General features: G+C 70.1%; 19 protein-coding genes. 8 read left to right on the top strand and 11 right to left on the bottom strand.

The features are described 5' to 3' along the window. Positions 1–66: 66 nt before the first annotated feature. A complete protein-coding gene (locus tag FKR81_RS34420; RefSeq protein WP_146358409.1) occupies positions 67–621 on the top strand; it encodes a YceI family protein in 555 nt (184 codons plus the stop codon). Between the two features lie 105 nt (positions 622–726). Here FKR81_RS34420 and FKR81_RS34415 read toward each other — a convergent pair whose 3' ends face one another. After that, positions 727–1,530, bottom strand: a complete 804-nt coding sequence (locus tag FKR81_RS34415; protein ID WP_146358408.1) for a universal stress protein — start codon at positions 1,528–1,530, stop codon at positions 727–729. An 89-nt stretch (positions 1,531–1,619) separates the two neighbouring features. Between FKR81_RS34415 and FKR81_RS34410 the strand changes: the two genes are divergently transcribed. Beyond that, the gene (locus FKR81_RS34410; protein ID WP_146358407.1) at positions 1,620–2,270 is read left to right on the top strand and encodes a response regulator; all 651 of its coding nucleotides are present in this window, start codon (positions 1,620–1,622) and stop codon (positions 2,268–2,270) included. A 21-nt stretch (positions 2,271–2,291) separates the two neighbouring features. On the opposite strand, the gene FKR81_RS34405 is transcribed toward FKR81_RS34410, so the two are convergent. Continuing rightward, positions 2,292–3,950, bottom strand: a complete 1,659-nt coding sequence (locus FKR81_RS34405) for a sensor histidine kinase (RefSeq protein ID WP_146358439.1) — start codon at positions 3,948–3,950, stop codon at positions 2,292–2,294. Positions 3,951–4,068: 118 nt separating this feature from the next. Here FKR81_RS34405 and FKR81_RS34400 point away from each other — a divergent pair, with 118 nt between their 5' ends. Further along, on the top strand, positions 4,069–4,728 hold the full coding sequence (locus tag FKR81_RS34400) for a hypothetical protein (RefSeq protein WP_146358406.1): 660 nt from the start codon (positions 4,069–4,071) through the stop codon (positions 4,726–4,728). Between the two features lie 87 nt (positions 4,729–4,815). On the opposite strand, the gene FKR81_RS34395 is transcribed toward FKR81_RS34400, so the two are convergent. The 4 genes from FKR81_RS34395 to icmF all read right to left on the bottom strand — a co-directional run bounded on the left by FKR81_RS34395 (position 4,816) and on the right by icmF (position 11,388). Continuing rightward, a complete protein-coding gene (locus FKR81_RS34395) occupies positions 4,816–5,520 on the bottom strand; it encodes a family 16 glycoside hydrolase (RefSeq protein ID WP_146358405.1) in 705 nt (234 codons plus the stop codon). 120 nt (positions 5,521–5,640) lie between these two features. Beyond that, positions 5,641–6,825 carry an alpha/beta hydrolase gene (locus tag FKR81_RS34390; protein WP_146358404.1) on the bottom strand — a complete coding sequence of 395 codons (1,185 nt, stop codon included), beginning with the start codon at positions 6,823–6,825 and terminating at the stop codon, positions 5,641–5,643. 13 nt (positions 6,826–6,838) lie between these two features. After that, positions 6,839–8,071: a hypothetical protein gene (locus FKR81_RS34385; protein ID WP_235921969.1), complete on the bottom strand. Its 1,233-nt coding sequence runs from the start codon at positions 8,069–8,071 to the stop codon at positions 6,839–6,841. A gap of 104 nt (positions 8,072–8,175) precedes the next feature. Continuing rightward, positions 8,176–11,388: a fused isobutyryl-CoA mutase/GTPase IcmF gene (icmF, locus tag FKR81_RS34380; RefSeq protein ID WP_146358402.1), complete on the bottom strand. Its 3,213-nt coding sequence runs from the start codon at positions 11,386–11,388 to the stop codon at positions 8,176–8,178. 101 nt (positions 11,389–11,489) lie between these two features. Between icmF and FKR81_RS34375 the strand changes: the two genes are divergently transcribed. Further along, positions 11,490–12,344: an NAD-dependent epimerase/dehydratase family protein gene (locus tag FKR81_RS34375; protein WP_146358401.1), complete on the top strand. Its 855-nt coding sequence runs from the start codon at positions 11,490–11,492 to the stop codon at positions 12,342–12,344. Further along, positions 12,341–13,312, top strand: a complete 972-nt coding sequence (locus FKR81_RS34370; RefSeq protein WP_146358400.1) for an aldo/keto reductase — start codon at positions 12,341–12,343, stop codon at positions 13,310–13,312. The genes FKR81_RS34375 and FKR81_RS34370 overlap by 4 nt, the downstream gene beginning before the upstream one ends. On the opposite strand, the gene FKR81_RS34365 is transcribed toward FKR81_RS34370, so the two are convergent. Beyond that, positions 13,303–13,800, bottom strand: a complete 498-nt coding sequence (locus tag FKR81_RS34365; RefSeq protein WP_146358399.1) for an O-acetyl-ADP-ribose deacetylase — start codon at positions 13,798–13,800, stop codon at positions 13,303–13,305. The genes FKR81_RS34370 and FKR81_RS34365 overlap by 10 nt on opposite strands. Before the next feature lie 101 nt (positions 13,801–13,901). After that, on the bottom strand, positions 13,902–14,192 hold the full coding sequence (locus FKR81_RS34360; protein WP_146358398.1) for an iron-sulfur cluster biosynthesis protein: 291 nt from the start codon (positions 14,190–14,192) through the stop codon (positions 13,902–13,904). Between the two features lie 124 nt (positions 14,193–14,316). Here FKR81_RS34360 and FKR81_RS34355 point away from each other — a divergent pair, with 124 nt between their 5' ends. Further along, on the top strand, positions 14,317–14,676 hold the full coding sequence (locus FKR81_RS34355) for a hypothetical protein (RefSeq protein ID WP_146358397.1): 360 nt from the start codon (positions 14,317–14,319) through the stop codon (positions 14,674–14,676). Continuing rightward, entirely contained in the window at positions 14,673–15,185 is a 513-nt protein-coding gene (locus tag FKR81_RS34350) for a GNAT family N-acetyltransferase (protein ID WP_146358396.1), read from the top strand. The genes FKR81_RS34355 and FKR81_RS34350 overlap by 4 nt, the downstream gene beginning before the upstream one ends. A gap of 43 nt (positions 15,186–15,228) precedes the next feature. Here FKR81_RS34350 and FKR81_RS34345 read toward each other — a convergent pair whose 3' ends face one another. From FKR81_RS34345 to FKR81_RS34335, 3 genes are all read right to left on the bottom strand, one after another. Then, on the bottom strand, positions 15,229–15,678 hold the full coding sequence (locus FKR81_RS34345) for a Rieske (2Fe-2S) protein (RefSeq protein WP_146358395.1): 450 nt from the start codon (positions 15,676–15,678) through the stop codon (positions 15,229–15,231). Between the two features lie 129 nt (positions 15,679–15,807). After that, on the bottom strand, positions 15,808–16,455 hold the full coding sequence (locus tag FKR81_RS34340) for a hypothetical protein (RefSeq protein ID WP_146358394.1): 648 nt from the start codon (positions 16,453–16,455) through the stop codon (positions 15,808–15,810). A gap of 69 nt (positions 16,456–16,524) precedes the next feature. Further along, complete coding sequence (locus tag FKR81_RS34335) at positions 16,525–17,511, bottom strand: zinc-binding alcohol dehydrogenase family protein (RefSeq protein ID WP_146358393.1); 987 nt, start codon at positions 17,509–17,511, stop codon at positions 16,525–16,527. Positions 17,512–17,573: 62 nt separating this feature from the next. Here FKR81_RS34335 and FKR81_RS34330 point away from each other — a divergent pair, with 62 nt between their 5' ends. Continuing rightward, positions 17,574–18,230: a VIT1/CCC1 transporter family protein gene (locus tag FKR81_RS34330; RefSeq protein WP_146358438.1), complete on the top strand. Its 657-nt coding sequence runs from the start codon at positions 17,574–17,576 to the stop codon at positions 18,228–18,230. Positions 18,231–18,273 lie beyond the last annotated feature (43 nt).

Below are 18,273 nucleotides of genomic sequence, written 5' to 3'. Positions count from 1 at the left end.
GACACATCACCCATGTTGGTGGCAATGTAGGTGACACATCAACGAAGCGTCCCGGAAGGACACGACATGACCACGGCCACCAACCTCTCCGAACTGACCGGCGACTACGTCATCGACGCCGCGCACTCCCGCATCGGGTTCGTGGCGCGACACGCGATGGTCACCAAGGTTCGTGGCGCCTTCAACGAGTTCGACGGCAAGATCAGCATCGACGGTGACAACCCCGCGGCGACCTCGGCCCAGGTCGTGCTGAAGGTCGCCAGCATCGACACCCGCCAGGCTCAGCGCGACGAGCACCTGCGCAACAACGACTTCCTCGCGGCCGACCAGTACCCGGAGATCAAGTTCGTCTCCACGGCCGCCGAGCAGATCGACGAGACCACGTTCCGGCTGACCGGTGACCTGACCATCAAGGACGTCACCCGCGGCCTGTCCATCGACTTCACCTTCGAGGGCGTGGCCAAGGACCCGTTCGGCAACACCCGCGTCGGCTTCGAGGGCTCGACCACGATCAACCGCAAGGACTTCGGCGTGACGTGGAACGCCGCGCTCGAGACCGGCGGCGTCCTGGTGGGCGAGAAGGTCGTCCTCGAGTTCGAGATCTCCGCCATCAAGTCCTGAACCGCAGCTCCAGTGCCGTCAGGGGCACCCTCGCGACGGAAGACGTCACGAGGGTGCCCCTGACGGCGTGAGCGCGGTGACCGGGCGAAGTTTCGGTCACCTCGCTCACGGTTCACGGACGATCGCGACCGGGCAGGGTGCGTGGTGCACGAGCGCCTGACTGGTGGACCCGAGCAGCAGCCCGGTGAACCCGCCCCTCCCCCGGCATCCGACGACGAGCAACCCGGCGCTCTCGCCCAGCCGCAACAGCAGCGGCGCCGGCCGTTCCCGCGCCAGCACCTGCTCCACGACGACATCCGGGTACTTCTCACCCCACCCGGACACCCGCTGCAGCACGCCATCGACCTCACCCCCGGCGTGCGCGACGACGAGCACCACGCCGCGCGCCGAAGCCTCCTCGAACGCGAACCCCAGTGCGGCGTCGGACCCGGCGGACACGTCGACGCCCACCACGACGGGCCCGGCGACGGACTCCCCGCGCACCACGACCACCGGACACGACGCGTGCGCGGCGAGAGCGACGGCCGTCGACCCGACGAGTGCGCCGGTGAACCCGCCGAGGCCGCGCGACCCGAGCACGATCTGCCGCGCCCGCACCGACTCCTCGAGCAGCGTGGGCACGGAGTGCTCCATCCGGAGGTCGTGCTCCACCACCAGATCGGGTGACACCGAGTGGGCCGCCGCGACGGCGTCCGAGAGCCACAACCGTCCCTGGTCGTACATCGCCGAACGCAGCTCGCGCGCCGAGCTGATGACTTCGGGGTAGCCGCGCGTGGGCAGGCTGTAGGCGTGCACGAGGCGCAGCGGCGAGCGGTACCTCGTGCACGCATGGGCTGCCCAAGCAACCGCGGCCAACGCCGATCCCGATCCGTCGACCCCGGCCACGACGGGCAGAGCGGATGTGGTCATGATGCCAACGTAAGGGGGCCAACGCGTTGCGCCGCGTGCCGTAGGTCCTCTTCTCCCAGGGTCCTTCGAACCGCGCTACCGTGAGGTCCATGGTGACGCGCGTGTTCCTCGTCGACGACCACGAGATCGTCCGCCGCGGCATCGCGGACCTGCTCGAAGAGGAGCTGGACCTCGAAGTCGTCGGTGACGCCGCGAGCGTCACCGAGGCGCTGGCCAAGGTGCCGTCGGCACAGGCGGACGTGGCCGTGCTCGACATCAGGCTGCCCGACGGCAACGGCATCGAGCTGTGCCGCGAGCTGCGCAGCAAGCTGCCGGGGCTCCAGTGCCTCATGCTCACGTCGTTCGCGGACGACGAGGCGCTGTTCGACGCGATCATGGCCGGGGCGTCGGGGTTCGTGCTCAAGCAGATCCTCGGCGCGGACCTGGTGAACGCGGTGCGCACGGTCGCCGCCGGGCAGTCGCTGCTCGACGCGCGCACCACGAGCGCGCTGCTCAACCGGATCCGCAGGGAGCGCGAGGAAGGCGACCCGCTGCGGATGCTGTCCGAGCAGGAGCGCACGGTGCTCGACCTGATCGGTGAGGGCCTCACGAACCGGCAGATCGCCGAGCGCATGTTCCTCGCCGAGAAGACGGTGAAGAACTACGTGTCGCACCTGCTGGCCAAGCTCGGCATGCAACGCCGCACGCAGGCGGCCGTGTTCGCGAGCCAGTTCCGCAAGCCCGAGGACAAGCCCAGGTAGGACGAACCCAGATCGGTCGAACTAGGTGGGCAGCGGCACGCGCCACGTCACACGGGCGCCGCCTGCTGGTTCACCGGTCACCGCGAGCTCGCCGCCGAACCGCTCCGCGCGCGCCTGGAGGTTGCGCAGGCCGCTGCGCGCGACGCCGTCCGGCATGCCGATCCCGTTGTCCACCACCGAGATCACGAGCTCGGTTCCGGCCTCGACGGTGACCGTCAGCTCGGACGCTCCCGAGTGGCGCACCGCGTTCGTCACGGCCTCGCGCACGACGGCTTCCGCGTGTTCGCCGATGTCCGGTGGCACGGAGTTGTCGACGGTGCCGGACATCCGGACCGCGGGCGAGAACGCGGCGTTCTCCGTCAGGTCCGCGACGAGGTCGAGAAGCCTGCGCCGCAACGAGGTCTGATCCGTCGAGTGCAGGTCGAAGATGGACGTCCGGATCTCACGCACGGTCTCGTCGAGCTGTTCGACGGCGGTGCGCAGCCGGTCGACGAGGTCCGGCTCGGTGAGCTTGCGCATGGTCGCCTGCAGGGTGAGCCCGGTGACGAACAGCCGCTGGATCACGTGGTCGTGCAGGTCGCGCGCGATCCGGTCGCGGTCCTCCAGCACGTCCAGCTGACGCTGAGATCGTTGCTGCTCAACGAACTCCAGCGCGACGGCCGCCTGGTCCGCGAAGGACGCGAGCACCGGAACCTGGTCCGGCAGGAACCGGTTGCCCCCGCTGCGCCGCAACGCGAGCAGCACGCCGGTGATCACCGGGCCGGACCGCAGCGGCACCGCCAGCGCCGGCCCGAAACCGCCCAGCGCGTCGACGTCGTCGGCGAGCAGCGGGATGCCGGAGCGCACCACGTCCGTCACCCCGAAGTCCTCCGGTGAGAACTGCTCGACTGGCGCGCCGGCGCACGCGGCGACGTGCATCGGGACGTGCTGGTGGTCGCCGAGCGCGATCAACGCCGTGTCCGCGCCCGAGAGCTCGACCGTGCGCTGCGCGATGAGCCGCAGCGCGTGGTCGCCGGACGCGCCGCCGAGCAGCTCCGCGTTGATCTCGCCGATCGCCTCGAGCCACCGTTCACGCATGCGTGAACGTTCGAAGAGCCGTGCGTTCTCAATGGCGACACCGGCCGCGGCCGCCAGCGCCTGCAGCACGGCCTCGTCGTCCGGGGTGAACTCCTCGGCGTCGGTCTTCTCCGTCATGTAGAGGTTGCCGAAGACCTCGTCGCGCACGCGCACCGGCACACCGAGGAAGCTGTGCATCGGCGGGTGGTTCGGCGGGAAGCCGACCGACATGTCGTGCTGGGCCAGGTCGCGCAGCCGGATCGCGGTCGGGTCCTTGATCAGCGCGCCGAGCAGGCCCTTCCCCTCGGGCAGATGCCCCATCGCGGCACGGGTTCGCTCGTCGATGCCGACGTACACGAACTCGGCGAGGTCGTCGCGGGTGCCGAGCACGCCGAGCGCTCCGTAGCGGGCGCCGACGAGGTCCACCGCGGCCTGCACGATGCGCTGCAGCGTCGAGTCCAGCTCCAGCCCGGAGCCGACGGCCAGCACCGCGCCCAGCAGCTCCTGCATGTGGTCCCTGGTGGTGACGATCTCGTCCATCCGGTCGCGGACCTCACCGAGCAGCTCGTCGAGGCCGCGTCGTCGCAGGTGCCCACCACCGAATCCGCTGAACCGACCCGACATGCGACCCGCCATGCAGGACAGCGTGACACGACTGGCAGACCCGCACCAACAATGGCCCTAGCAAGTGAGGACCTTCGGCCGTTCCGCCCGCCAGCCTCCCGATCGGACAGTGGACACCATGACTACGGCGGCGACTCCCGCACTCGGCCTGGCCGGTGAGGACGTCCGCGGCGTGCTCTCGCTCGCCTCCCCCGATCCGCGGTGCCACTTCGTCGTCCTGCCCGATCGGATCGAACTGCACACGACCTCCCCGCACGGCAGGGACAGCAGGCTGGCCTGCGGTGCCGCGCTGCTGAACGTGCGGCTGGCGTTGCAGGGTCACGGCGTCCGCCCGCTGGTGACGCTGCTGCCCGGCCCCAGCGCAGGCAACGCGGCGGCCGTCGTGCGGCTGGGCGGCTACCAGGAGCCGAGCGCCGAGGTGCTGGCACTGCTGCACGCACTGCGCACGCACCGCCGGTCGTGGTCCGCGGTGCCCGCTGTCGACGTGCACCGGGGGCTGCTCGCGCGGGCGGCCGAGGTGGAACGAGCGTGGCTGCACGTGATGGCGCGGAACGGGTCCGGGCAGTCGGACGTGGTGGTGTGTTCCTTCTCCGACGGCGACGCCGCCGAACTGCGGGCTGGGCAGGCCGTGCAGCGAGTGGTGCTCACCGCCGCGACGGTCGGCATCTCGCTGCGGCCCGTGTCGCACCAGGTGTGCCTGTCCGCGCTGCGCGCGGACCTGCGCCCCAGCCTCGGCAGCACGCTCGTGCCGCAGACGGTGCTGCGCTCGGGCACGTGACCGGGACACCGGAACGCGTCCGGCCGCGCCGCGCGGGGGTGATGCGCGGCGTGACCGGACGCGGCCAGCGGGTGGAGGTGTCAGGGATTACTTGTACGTGGTCGTGATGAGCTTGTCCGGTTCGGCAACGGGAGATTCAACGAGCAGGTTCTTGTACTCGTCCTCGATGCCCTTGTTGTGGATCTGAATGGCGACAGGCGCCACCCGTCCCGCGGGCTCCTTCTTGTCCTCGAATTTCAGGACCTCGATGCCCTTGCACTTGGTCTGTCCCTCCGGGATCGGACAGCAGGCCATCCGCGCGATTCCGGTGGTCTGGTTGGCGAGCAGTTCGCACTGCGCCCACTTCTTGACGTCCCAGTTCGGGTGCGGGTACTTCGTGAACAGGCCCTTGCCGCCGTTGTTGTGCCCCGGCCGGTAGTCCCACGCGCCGCCGTTGGGCGGCTGGAACTGGATCGCGCCGAGCCCGTTGAGGGCGGGCGTCTGGATCTTTCCCCAGATCAGCACGGTCGGCTTGTGGTTGCCCGACACCTGGCGAACGTGGAAGATCCAGCGGAAGCTGCCGTACGACTGCTTGTTGTAGTACAGCCACCCCCTCGACGCGTCCTTTTGGCTGTGGATGGCGCCGCCCTTGACCACGAAAGCGTCCTTGGCGTGCGCGGTCCAGCCGTCGAGTGTCTTGCCGTCGAAAATGGGAACGAGGTTCGGTTCCGCGGCTCCGGCCGATGGCGCTCCCATCATGCCGACGAGCAACGCGAATCCGACCGCCAGTATCCACAATGGACGACGAATCATTTTACCGTCCTCGACTGAAGGATTTACCTCAGCGACGGTGGACTCAGGTTAGGAGCAAGTCATCGGGTCAGTCAACTCCAGTCATCCAAATGACTCACGTGAAAAGCGGACATTTCGGCCTCAGCGACCCGATGTCACCGCCCGCCAGACGAGACGTCCCAGCTCAGCGTGACAGATGTCGTTGTGCGCCCCGGCGATTCCATCGCTCGTGGAGACAACGGATCGCGCGTCGACGTTGTGCACCCGCCCCGGTGCCAGGTCGTGCACCTGCCGGACGTCGCCGTGGTGCACCGCTCCGACGTCCGGCCCGTGCACGCCGTGCACGCCGATGCCGCCGTACCTGGGCGGGCCGTCCGGGTCGTAGTCGAGCTGGCGGCCGGACCAGGCGGCCAGCGGGTAGAACGTCCCGACCGCGCGGTCGTGCACGGACGTGCTCACCACGATCGGCCCGGTGACCTTCCGGTTCGCCAGCACCGGCCGGAAGAGCCCCGCCGTGCCCGGTTTCGCCGGGATGGCCGAGCAGAACGACCACAGCGACATCGCGCCCTGGATCAACGACAGCGACGCGACCGGACGTGTCGCCCCCGCGGCGGCGGCCGAGGCGACGATGGCGCCGAAGCTGTGCCCCATCAGGTGGATCCGCGCGCCCGGCACGCTGCGCTGGAGGTCCCGCACGAACGCCGCCGCACCGGTTTCGCCGAACGTCCGCGCGCGCTTCTTCATCTTCCAGAACGTCAACACGCGAAGCGGCGTGAAGAGTCCTGCCTGGCGCAGGTCGTCGTCGAGCCTGCCGCCCTGGTACAGCCGCTCGGCGTCGAACGGTTCCCGGTCGCCCTCGGCCGAGTCGTCGGCGACGAGCCGGTCCAGCTCCTCCAGCGCCAGCCGCACGTCGGGCGGCAGCGTGGCGGGCGCGAGCTCGTCGAGTGCGGAGTGGACGATGGTCCCGATCGCCCGCCACGCCTCGGGACTGTCGCCGAACACGGACGCGTCGGCGTCCTCGTTGCCCCACGCCTTGCTGGGCCAGTGCAACCCGACGAGCAGCGACCGGAAGCCGCCGGGCAACGCGCGCACACGTCGCCGTTCCTCCACGCAGTCCGCCATGGTCGCGATCCACCTGCCGTACTGCTCGCGCGCGGCGGGGATGTCGCCGTTCCACCCGTGGCTGAAGACGAACACGTCGGTCGGCTGCTCGGACGCGGCGAGCGCCAGCACTCCTCTGCTGTCACCGCCGCGCTCGGTGCCGTTCTCGTCGTAGCTCAGCAGGTGGTAGTGCACGTCGTGGCCGGGCACCTTCTCCTTGGACATCTCCAACCTCCGTTCAGCACGCGCGCACGGCGGGATCACCGACCACCACGTAGTTGCGCGCGTCGTTGCACGCGGTCCAGAGCCAGGCGAGTCGCCGGTCGTCGGCGCCCAGCTGGTCCAGCCGCGTCGTCAGCTCGGCCGCGATCTCCGACCAGCGGCAGTTCACCGCTTCCATCGCGGTGCCGAGCCGATGTCCTTCGTGGAGCGACAACACCGCGCTCACCATCGCGGTGATGTGCTCGTCCGCCCCGTCCCACAGGAACGAGTAGCCCCACGCGCGGTCGACGTGACCGACGAACGCGAGCGCCCCGTGCACGAGCAGCCGCTGCGGCAGCCGCGACACGTGCGCGGCGAATCCTCCGCTGTAGCAGGCGAAGGAGAACACGACGCGCGGCACGACCGGCGCGACGACGTCGGCGGCGCAGAGGTAGTGGCGCTGCTCGATCGGTTGCGCGGCAAGAGGTCCGGGCCAGTCCTGGCACACCAGCGCGCCCTGGACGTCGCGCGCGTCGCCGTCGCGGCTGCCGAGTCCGTGGGTCGCGGTGAAGAGGATCCCGGGCCCGCCGGCCAGCAGGTCGCGCAGCCGTTGTTTCGTGGCCGGTGCGCCGACGTCCTTGGTGACCGCGGCGCCGAACGCGGTCAGCTCGCGGGCGAGCGGCTCGGCGAGCTTCCGCGCACTGAGCCCAGTCGGCTCGTCGTCGGGGTTGCTGGTGGCGAACAGGTGCGCGGGAACCGTTGCGACGCCCCGTTCCTCGGCCGCGACGACGTGCCGGGCGTAGGCCGCGTACTCGGCGACGGTGTCGAAGTCGACCCGGCCGACGGCGTACTGGACGTCCAGCAGGTACTGGAACGAGTACGGGACGAGCGCGGGCGGGCCGACGATCAGGAGGTAGTACGGCACGCGGCGGGGATCGGCCGGGCCGGGCCCCATCCCGTTGCGGCGCAGGAAGGTGCTCTTGTCCTCGCCGGGGCGGACGACCAGCTCCCGGTAGTGCGCGCCCGCCTGGCCCGCGCGCAGGTCGAGCAGCGGGCACAGCGCGTCGATGATCGCCGCGTCCAGCCCGTCCGGGACGACCAGGCCCCAGCCGGTCTGCGCCAGGTCGTCGAGATCGCGGACGAACGACGCCGTCCACGCCGCCAGCTCGCGCGGCAACACCGACCGCCGCGCCGTTCTCGCGATGTCCGCCGGGGACTGGGCCGGGAACAGGTAACCGCCGGTGCCCGCATCGATACCGTTGAACTCCACCGCACTCACCTGCCCGTCTGCTCCGTTTATCGGGAGCAGACGGGCAAGTGCGAATAGATCGGCCGAGAAAGAACCCGGACGGCCTAGCTCTTCGGTGCTCGGGGCTAGATGTTGCGGCGGTACTGGCCGCCGACTTCGAAGAACGCCTCGGTGATCTGGCCGAGAGTGCACACGCGCGCCGCGTCCATCAGCACCGCGAACACGTTCTCACCGGACTGCGCCGCGTCGCGCAGCGCCGTCAGCGCCTTGTCCGCGTCCGGCCGGTGCGCGTCCTGGAACGCACGCGTGCGGTCGACCTGGGAGCGCTTCTCGTCCTCGGTCGCCCGCGCGAGCTCGATGGTCACGTGCTCCTCGTCGCCGTGCGGCGCGAGGAACGTGTTGACGCCCACCAGCGGCAGCGAGCCGTCGTGCTTGCGCTGCTCGTAGAGCATCGACTCGTCCTGGATGCGGCCGCGCTGGTAGCCCGTCTCCATCGCGCCGAGCACACCGCCGCGCTCGGAGATCCGGTCGAACTCGGCGAGCACGGCCTCCTCCACGAGGTCGGTCAGCTCGTCGATGACGAACGAACCCTGCAGCGGGTTCTCGTTCGCCGACAGGCCCCACTCCTTGTTGATGATCATCTGGATGGCCATCGCACGCCGCACGCTCGACTCGGTCGGCGTGGTGATCGCCTCGTCGTAGGCGTTGGTGTGCAAGGAGTTGCAGTTGTCGTACAGCGCGCACAACGCCTGGAGCGTGGTGCGGATGTCGTTGAAGTTCATCTCCTGCGCGTGCAGCGAACGACCCGAGGTCTGCACGTGGTACTTGAACTTCTGCGACCGCTCCGCGGCGCCGTAGCGGTCGCGCATGGCGACCGCCCAGATCCGCCGGGCGACGCGGCCGATGACGCTGTACTCGGCGTCCATGCCGTTGGAGAAGAAGAACGACAGGTTCGGTGCGAAGTCGTCGATGTTCATGCCGCGCGCGAGGTACGACTCGACGTAGGTGAAGCCGTTGGCGAGCGTGAAGGCGAGCTGGCTGATGGGGTTCGCCCCGGCCTCGGCGATGTGGTAGCCCGAGATCGACACCGAGTAGAAGTTGCGGACCTGCTGCCCGATGAACCACTCCTGGATGTCGGCCATCATCCGCAGCGAGAACTCGGTGGAGAAGATGCAGGTGTTCTGGCCCTGGTCCTCCTTGAGGATGTCGGCCTGGACCGTGCCGCGCACGTTCGCCAGCGCGTAGGCGCGCAGCTGCTGCGACTCTTCGAAGTTCGGCTCGCGGTCGTGCTCGGCGCGGAACTTGTCGACCTGCTGGTCGATGACCGTGTTGAGGAAGTAGGCGAGGATCGTCGGCGCCGGGCCGTTGATCGTCATCGAGACGGACGTGGTGGGCGCGACGAGGTCGAAGCCGTCGTAGAGCGCCTTCATGTCGTCCAGCGAGGCGATCGAGACACCGGAGGTGCCGATCTTGCCGTAGACGTCCGGCGGGGTGTCGGGGTCGCGGCCGTACAGCGTCACCGAGTCGAACGCGGTCGACAGCCGGGTCGCGGGCGAGCCCTGCGAGAGGTACTTGAAGCGCTTGTTGGTGCGGAACGCGTCGCCCTCGCCGGCGAACATGCGGGCCGGGTCCTCGCCCTCCCGCTTGAACGGGAAGACGCCCGCGGTGAACGGGAAGAAGCCGGGCAGGTTCTCCTTGCGCAGGAAGCGCAGCAGCGAGCCCTTGTCGTCGTAGCGGGGCAGGCTGACCCGGCGGACCTTGTTGCCGGACAGGGTCTCGCGGGTGAGCTTGGTGTGGATCTCCTTGTCCCGCACGCGGAACACGAGCTCGTCGCCCTCGTACTGCTCCTTGGTCTCCGCCCACCGCGTGAGCGCGTCCTCGGTGTCGTGGTCGATCTTGCGCTGCGCGGCGTCGACGAGACCCGCGATGTCCTCGGTGGACTTCTCGGCGCTCTCCAGCGCCTGCCGCGCGACGTCGAGGCCGGTGTGCCGCTGGACCGCGACCACCTGCTCGTCGGTCTTGCGGTGGTAGCCGCGCACGGTGTCCGCGATGTCGCTGAGGTAGCGGGCGCGCTGCGGCGGCACGACCGTCGACGCGGACGTGGAGACCTTGGTGTCGACGTGGGTGAGCGCGCCCTCGGTGACGTGCAGGCCGTGCTCGACGAGACCGTCGCGCAGGAACTGGTAGAGCGCGGTCACGCCGTCGTCGTTGAACGTCGCGGCGCTCGTGCCGTACACCGGCATGTCGTCCCACTTGGCTCCGAACGCCTCGCGGTTGCGGACCATCTGGCGCCCGACGTCGCGGCGCGCGTCCTCGGCGCCGCGGCGCTCGAACTTGTTGATCGCGACGGCGTCGGCGAAGTCGAGCATGTCGATCTTCTCCAGCTGCGACGCGGCGCCGAACTCCGGCGTCATCACGTACAGCGAGAAGTCGACGAACGGCACGATCGCCGCGTCGCCCTGGCCGATGCCGGGCGTCTCGACGATGACGAGGTCCGCGCCCGACGCCTTGCACGCCTCGATGGACTCCTGGAGGCCGTCCGGGATCTCGGTGCCGGCGCGGCGGGTGGCGAGCGAGCGGAAGAAGACGCGGTCGCCGTCGAGGCAGTTCATCCGGATCCGGTCACCGAGCAGCGCGCCGCCGCCCCTGCGCCGGGTCGGGTCGATGGCCAGCACCGCGATGCGCAGCTTGTCCTGCTGGTCGAGGCGGAACCGGCGGACGAGCTCGTCGGTGAGCGACGACTTGCCGGAGCCACCGGTGCCGGTGATGCCGAGCACCGGGACCTTGCGGGCGTGCTCGATCTTCGGCGCCTTGCCAGCCTCGATCAGCGTGATGGCCCGCGCGAGCGCGTCGTCCGCACCGGTGAGCAGCGCGTCCCAGCTCCGCGGCGCCTGCGCGCTCAGGTCGGTGTCACAGCTCTCGATCATCGAGTTGATCATCTTGGCGAGGCCGAGCGTCTGGCCGTCGTGCGGGGAGAAGATCTTCGTGACGCCGCGGCCGTGCAGCAGCTCGATCTCCTCGGGGACGATCACGCCACCGCCGCCGCCGAACACCTTGATGTGGCCCGCGCCGCGCTCGTTGAGGAGTTCGACCAGGTAGGAGAAGTACTCGACGTGTCCGCCCTGGTAGGCGCTGATGGCGATGCCCTGCGCGTCCTCCTGGATCGCGGCGTCCACGACCTCCTTGACGCTGCGGTTGTGCCCGAGGTGGATGACCTCGGCTCCTTGCGACTGCAAGATTCGCCGCATGATGTTGATGGCCGCGTCATGCCCGTCGAACAGGCTCGATGCGGTCACGAAGCAGACCGGGTTCGCCGGACGGTGCAAGGTGTTGGCCATGAGAATAGTTTGACGTCCTACTATTGGTCGTGCAACTACTGGTGTTTCACGTCTCTGAATCGTGCTAGCGGTGGCCACTCGGATGGACCAATATCTGACCCATGAGTCAACGTGTCGCGGTGACCGGGGGTAGCGGCAAGCTCGGCCGCGCGGTCGTCACCGATCTGCTCCAGCACGGCTGGGAAGTGCACAACCTCGACCTGGTCGCGCCGCGTGACCAGGAGTGCGAGCACACGAGGATCGACCTCACCGACTACGGCCAGGTCGTCGAGGCGCTGACCTCGATCGACTCGCGCTACGACGGGATCGACGCCGTCGTGCACCTGGCGGCGATCCCCGGCCCCGGCGTCGCACCGAACGCCGCGACGTTCGCCAACAACGTCACCAGCACCTACAACGTGTTCTCCGCCGCGCGGCACGCGGGCATCCGCAACGTCGTGTGGGCGTCCAGCGAGACGGTGCTCGGCCTGCCGTTCGACACTCCCCCGCCGTACATCCCGGTGGACGAGGAGTACGCGGGCCGCCCCGAGACGGCGTACTCGCTCGGCAAGCTGCTCGACGAGACGATGGCCGAGCAGTTCTGCCGCTGGGAGCCGTCGATGAAGATCATCGGCCTGCGCTTCTCGAACGTCATGGAGGTGGCGGACTACGCCCGCTTCCCCGCGTTCAACGACGACCCGTCGCTGCGCAGGTGGAACCTCTGGTCCTACATCGACGCCCGTGACGGCGCCCAGGCCGTGCGACTGGCGCTGGACCTCGACGCGACCGGCTTCGACGAGTTCATCATCGCGAACGCCGACACGTGCATGACGACGCCGAACGCCGAGCTGGTGGAGAAGGTGTACCCCGGCGTGCCGCTGACCCGCTCGTTCGAGCCGCACGAGACGCTGCTGTCGATCGACAAGGCGCGCCGCGTGCTCGGCTTCGCACCCCAGCACTCCTGGAGGGACGCGTGAAGTACCGCAAGCTCGGGGCCACCGGCCTGGACGTGTCCGCGCTGTGCCTCGGCTGCATGAGCTACGGCGAGCCCGGCCGCGGCGGGCACCCGTGGTCGAAGGACTACGACGAGTCCCTGCCGTTCTTCCGGCAGGCGGTCGAGGCGGGCGTCAACTTCTTCGACACCGCCAACGTGTACTCGGACGGCTCGTCCGAGGAGGTCACCGGCCGCGCGCTGAAGGAGCTGACGAAGCGCGACGAGGTCGTCATCGCGACCAAGGTGTTCGGCGAGATGCGTCCGGGCCCCAACGGCCGCGGCCTGTCCCGCAAGGCGATCTTCACCGAGATCGACAACTCGTTGCGCAGGCTGGGCACCGACTACGTCGACCTCTACCAGATCCACCGGCTCGACAAGACCGTGCCGCTGGAGGAGACGCTCGAGGCGCTGCACGACGTGGTGAAGGCGGGCAAGGCCCGCTACATCGGCGCCTCGTCGATGTACGCGTGGCAGTTCGCGAAGGCGTTGTACACGCAGCAAGCGCACGGGTGGACGCGGTTCGTGTCCATGCAGAACCACTACAACCTGATGTACCGCGAGGAGGAGCGGGAGATGCTGCCGCTCTGCGCGGACCAGGGCGTCGCCGTGATCCCGTGGAGCCCGCTCGCGCGCGGCAGGCTCACCCGCGACTGGGACGCCACGACCGCCCGCCAGGAGACCGACGAGTTCGGGCGGACCCTGTACGTGGAGTCCGACAAGGAGATCGTCGAGCAGGTGGCCGCGGTGGCGTCAGCCCGCTCCGTGCCACGGGCTCAGGTGGCGCTGGCGTGGATGCTGCGCAACCCCGTGATCACCGCGCCGATCATCGGTGTCACCAAGCCGCACCACCTGGACGACGCGGTGGCCGCGCTGGACGTCGAGCTGTCCGACGACGAGGTGCGGCAGCTCGAGGAGGCCTACGTGCCGCACGCGATCGCCGGTCACTCCTGAGCTTTGAGGTGCCGGTAGGTCTCTTCGTCGAAGGCGACGAGGCGGACGAGTTGTACTTGCGTGTGCGCCGCCCGGATCGTGCTCATCGCGATCCGGGCGGCTTCGTCCGAAGGGAAGCCGTAGATGCCGGTCGCGATGGCCGGGAACGCGATGCTCCCGGCGCGCAGGTCGTCGGCCACTTCGAGGCTGCGGCGGTAGCACCTGGCGAGCACGTCGGCCTCGCCGTGGCCGCCGCCCTCCCACACCGGTCCGACGGTGTGGATGACGTGCCGGATGCGCGGTCCGAGCCCGAAGCTCGGCGTCGCCACGGCGTCACCGGGCGGGCACGGGGCCTGCGCGGCACCGGCCTTCGCGAGCTCCGGTCCGGCCGCGCGGTGGATCGCGCCGTCGACACCGCCCCCACCGAGCAGCGACTCGTTCGCCGCCGTCACGACGGCGTCGACCTGCTCGTCGGTGATGTCCCCGCGCACGACCTGGATCTCGGCCACCACCGCATGGTGCCAGTGCGGTGGCCGGGTTTCCGGCGTGTTCACCGTCCGCGTAGCGCGGGACTCGCCGAGGGATCGCATCACCTCGGCGAGCCCCGTGATCAGCCCTGCCGGGCGATGGCGAAAGCGGGCTGGCCGTTCGCGTCCTCCTGGACGTCCAGCACCTTGTCGTCGAGGAACCGCGCCGCGGCGGGCTCCATGATCACCCGCGCACCGGACTCCGAGGCGATCACCTCGTCACCCGGCGTCGGTTCGCTGACCGACAGCTCGAGCGAGGTCTGGCTGTCCTCGTCCCCCTGCAGGCTGAACCGCAGGCCGTGGTCACCGGCTGCGGGGGAATCGGTCACGAGCTCCTTGATGACCTCTGCGGCCACTGGGGTCACTTCCAGCATGTCGACCCTTTCCGTAGATGACCCGACCGGTGTTCCCCGCATCCGGAGCCGATGAACACGATTCAGCGGGCCGATTGCCGTGGTCCTGGTCACGCGGCGTGTCGCACCCCGCTACTGTCACGCCGTGCCAGTTGATCTCGACGGGTGGCGTGCCGACCCGAGCCGCTGGACCGAGGTCGCCTGCGACGAGGTCGTCGGCGCGGACGGTCGGCAGGAGGTGCTCGCCCACCGGGCGGCGCAGTGGAGCGTCGGCGAGAGCATCGTCGAGGCCACCGAGCTGCCGTCGAGGTACGGCCAGGCCGACGACGTCTGGCTGCTGCGGGAAGCCCAGTGCGCCAACGGCGACACGCTCGTCGGCATCGACGCCGCCGCCCTCTGCCCGGTCGGGGTGCCCGAGACGATCGCCTTCGTCGAGGCTGGCGCACACCCCGACCGCGACGCCCTGCTCGACCACCTGGTCAGCCACCGCGAGGAGGTCGCGTGATCGAACGGCTCCGTCCTGACCACGGCCCCGCGCTGCTGGCGTTCGAACAGGAGAACCGCGCGTACTTCGCGGCCTGGGTCCCCGACCGCGGCGACGCGTACTTCACCGACTTCGACGCCCGGCACCGCTCCCTGCTCGCCGAGCAGGCCACCGGCCTGTGCCACTTCCACCTGGTGCTCGACGCCGACGGCTCGGTGCTGGGCCGGGTGAACCTCGTCGACGTGGCCGGCGGCACCGCCGAGCTCGGCTTCCGGATCGCGCTGAAGGCGGCGGGCAAGGGCCTGGCCACCGCGTCCGTGCGGGCGGTGTGCGACCTGGCGCGCACGGAGTACGGCCTGACCTCCCTGCGCGCGTCCGCCGCCGTCGTGAACACCGCCTCGCGCACCGTCCTGTCCCGCGCCGGGTTCGTCCCGACCGGCTCGGCCGTGCTCTCCGGTGAACCCGCCATCAGCTACGTGCTCCGGCTCACCAGCGCCGACACTCAGAGCTCGGCCAGCCAGGCCGAGTAGCGCTCGTCGGTCCATCCGGAGCTGGCCGACCGGCCGGTGCCGGCTAGCGGGGCTCGTCCCCGGTCGTCACCACGTTCTCACCGGACACCTCGACTTCGATCACGGGCAGCGGGTCCTCCGCAGGCCCCTGCACCACCTTCCCGTCCTCGGAGCTGAACCTGCTGTCGTGGCACGGACAGATGATCACGTTCTCGACGATCTCGTTGACCGTGCAGCCCTCGTGGGTGCAGACCGCGTTGAACGCGGTGAACGTCGCCTCGGCAGGCTGAGCGACCACGGCCACGTCGTCGCCGACCTGGACGACGATGCCGCCGGTCAGCGGGACGTCGGCCGTCTTCGCGAGCACGGTGCCAGGCGGGATCGTCGCGCGACCCGCGGTACCGCGGGAACCGGCGTGGGCGGTGCCAGTCGCGCCGCAGGCCAGGGCGGCCGTGGTGGCGCAGCCGATGAAGCAGCGGCGGGTCAGAGCTGTGGTGGGAGCGTTCGGGTCCATGTGCGGTAGTCGCCTTTCTGCAAGGCGGCGGAGGCACCACGGAGGATCGTCGCGCCCGCAGCCCGGCGAAAGCTCGCACCCGGCTTCCGCATCACGCATGCCGACCGGGACGAAGCCTCGGCGCAGGCGTCAGGCCGCGTGCCGGGCGGGCTGACGCACGTGCCCGCAGTGGCTGCACACCCGCTGAGTGGGCATGGGGAACTCGGCCAGCAACCGCCAGGCGTCCTCGAACGTGGGCGGCCGCAACCCCGGCACCAGCAGGCTGTCCAGCACCTCCTGCCGCCGGCGCCCGCGCTCACGACAGCGCTGCACCGGGTCGCGCAGGTGCGCGCGGGCCTGCGAAGCGGCGGCCGCACGGGCCGACTCCCCCGCCTCGGCCAGCGGCGTGCGAGCCCGAGGCGCGTTGAGCGCCGCGTTGCGCCGGTTGACGCGCCACCACTGCCCCAGCGTCATGCCGGGTAAAGGCGGACGCGCGAACCCCGACCCGTCGCCGGACCAGGCGCGGAGCCGGGCGTGCAGGAACTCGTGCGCCACCTGGTCGCGGCCGCGCGGCCTGCCCTGGCTGGCGCCGTCCGGGCGGGTGTCGACGGCACGCAACAGGGCATCGACGCACCACCCGGCCGCGAACCACGGCGCCAGCACGTCGCGGATCCGGGAGAACACGGCGTCCGGCCAGCTCGCGCGCGAGCACAGGGCCTCGACGGCCACGTCGACCTCGCGGTCCGTCTCCGGGACCACCCGGCCTGGCCAGCGGCGGGGGTCGAGTCGCGTCTGCATCGTGAGCCTCCTCGAACGAAACGAACATCTGTTCGAGATGGTGCCACCGGGGTCTGACAAAAACGCGATTCAACTACTCTGACCTGCGGAAACTGCCTCGTTCGGGACCAGAACAGCCGCGCCGCGAACCCGGCCGGCACGCAGGTCGTCGAGAGCGCGAGCGGCGCCGGCCAGCGGATACTCCGACACCTCCACGTGCAGCCGATGCGCGGCGGCGAACGCGAGGAACGCACGGGCGTCCGCGCGGGTGTTGGACGTGACGCTGCGGATCTCGCGTTCCTGGAAGAGGTGCTCCTGGTAGTTCAGCGGCGGCACGTCGGTGAGGTGGATGCCCGCGATCGCCAGCACCCCGCCGCGGTCCAGCGCTGCCAGGCAGGCGGGCACCAGCGGTCCGACGGGCGCGAACAGGATCGCCGAGTCCAACGGCTCGGGCGGCGCCGACCCGGCCGACGCGGCACCGAGCGACAACGCCAGCGAACGCGCCTCAGCGGACCGCGTCACGACGTGCACGACCGCACCCCGAGCGATCGCGACCTGCGCGGCCAGGTGCGCGCTCCCGCCGAACCCGTAGATCCCGAGCCGCCCGCCGGCGGGAACCGACGCCCGCTCCAGCGCCCGATATCCGATGATCCCCGCGCACAACAACGGCGCCAGCTCGACGTCGCGGTACCCCACAGGCAGCCGATGCGCGTAGTCAGCGGGCACCACGGCGTACGACGCGTACCCGCCGTCGGCGTCCCATCCGGTGTAGAGCGACGAGGGGCACAGGTTCTCCGCGCCGCGCAGGCAGTACCGGCACGTCCCGCAGGTGTGCCGCAGCCACGCGATACCGACTCGCTCCCCCACCGCGAAGTCCCCCGCCGCCACCTCGACGGTCCCGACGACCTCGTGCCCCGGTGTCACATGTGGACGGTGCACGGGCAGATCGCCGTCGACGACGTGCAGGTCCGTCCGGCAGACACCGGACGCCAGCACGCGGACCAGCAGCTCACCCGGAGCAGGCGAGGGGACCGGAACGTCACGCACCTGCAACGGCGCGGTGTGCCACGCGAGCATGCGTCCGAACCTACGCTGACCCGGTGCATCCCGAATCCCACGAAGAGGTCACCGGCGACCGGATGAACTGGCTGCGCGCCGGAGTGCTCGGCGCGAACGACGGCATCGTCTCCACCGCGAGCCTCGTCGTCGGCGTCGCGGGCGCGACGACCGCGCTCTCGCAGATCATGGTCGCGGGCCTCGCGGGCCTCTTCGCGGGCGCGATGTCCATGGCGTCCGGCGAGTACGTGTCGGTGTCCAGCCAGCGCGACGCCGAGAAGGCGCTGCTCGCCAAGGAGAAGCGCGAGCTGAAGGAAATGCCGGAGGAAGAGCTCGAGGAACTGGCCGAGATCTACCAGGAGAAGGGCCTCCAACCGGACACCGCGCACGAGGTGGCCGTCCAGCTCACCGAGCACGACGCGCTCCAGGCGCACGCCGAGGCCGAGCTCGGCATCGACCCCGACGAGCTCACCAACCCGTGGGGCGCCGCCATCGCGAGCTTCATCAGCTTCACCGTCGGCGCGCTGCTCCCGTTGCTGGCCATCGCGTTCTCCCCGGTGTCGCTGCGGGTGCCGATCACGGTCGTCGCGGCGGTGCTCACGCTGGCGCTGACGGGCGCGGTGAGCGCGAAGCTCAGCGGTGCGCCGCAAGGCCGTGCGGTGCTGCGCAACGTCGTCGGCGGGCTGATCGCGATGGGCGTGACGTACGGCATCGGCTCACTGGTCGGGCAGGCTGTCTGATCGAAACGATCCAGTGGCCAGGTTTCGCGGTTAATCGTGGTCA

Origin of the sequence: Lentzea tibetensis (assembly GCF_007845675.1) — a bacterium.
GTDB classification, from domain to species: Bacteria; Actinomycetota; Actinomycetes; order Mycobacteriales; family Pseudonocardiaceae; genus Lentzea; species Lentzea tibetensis.
The sequence above is the reverse complement of the archived record's forward strand: the minus strand, read 5'-3'. Positions and strand labels throughout refer to the sequence as shown.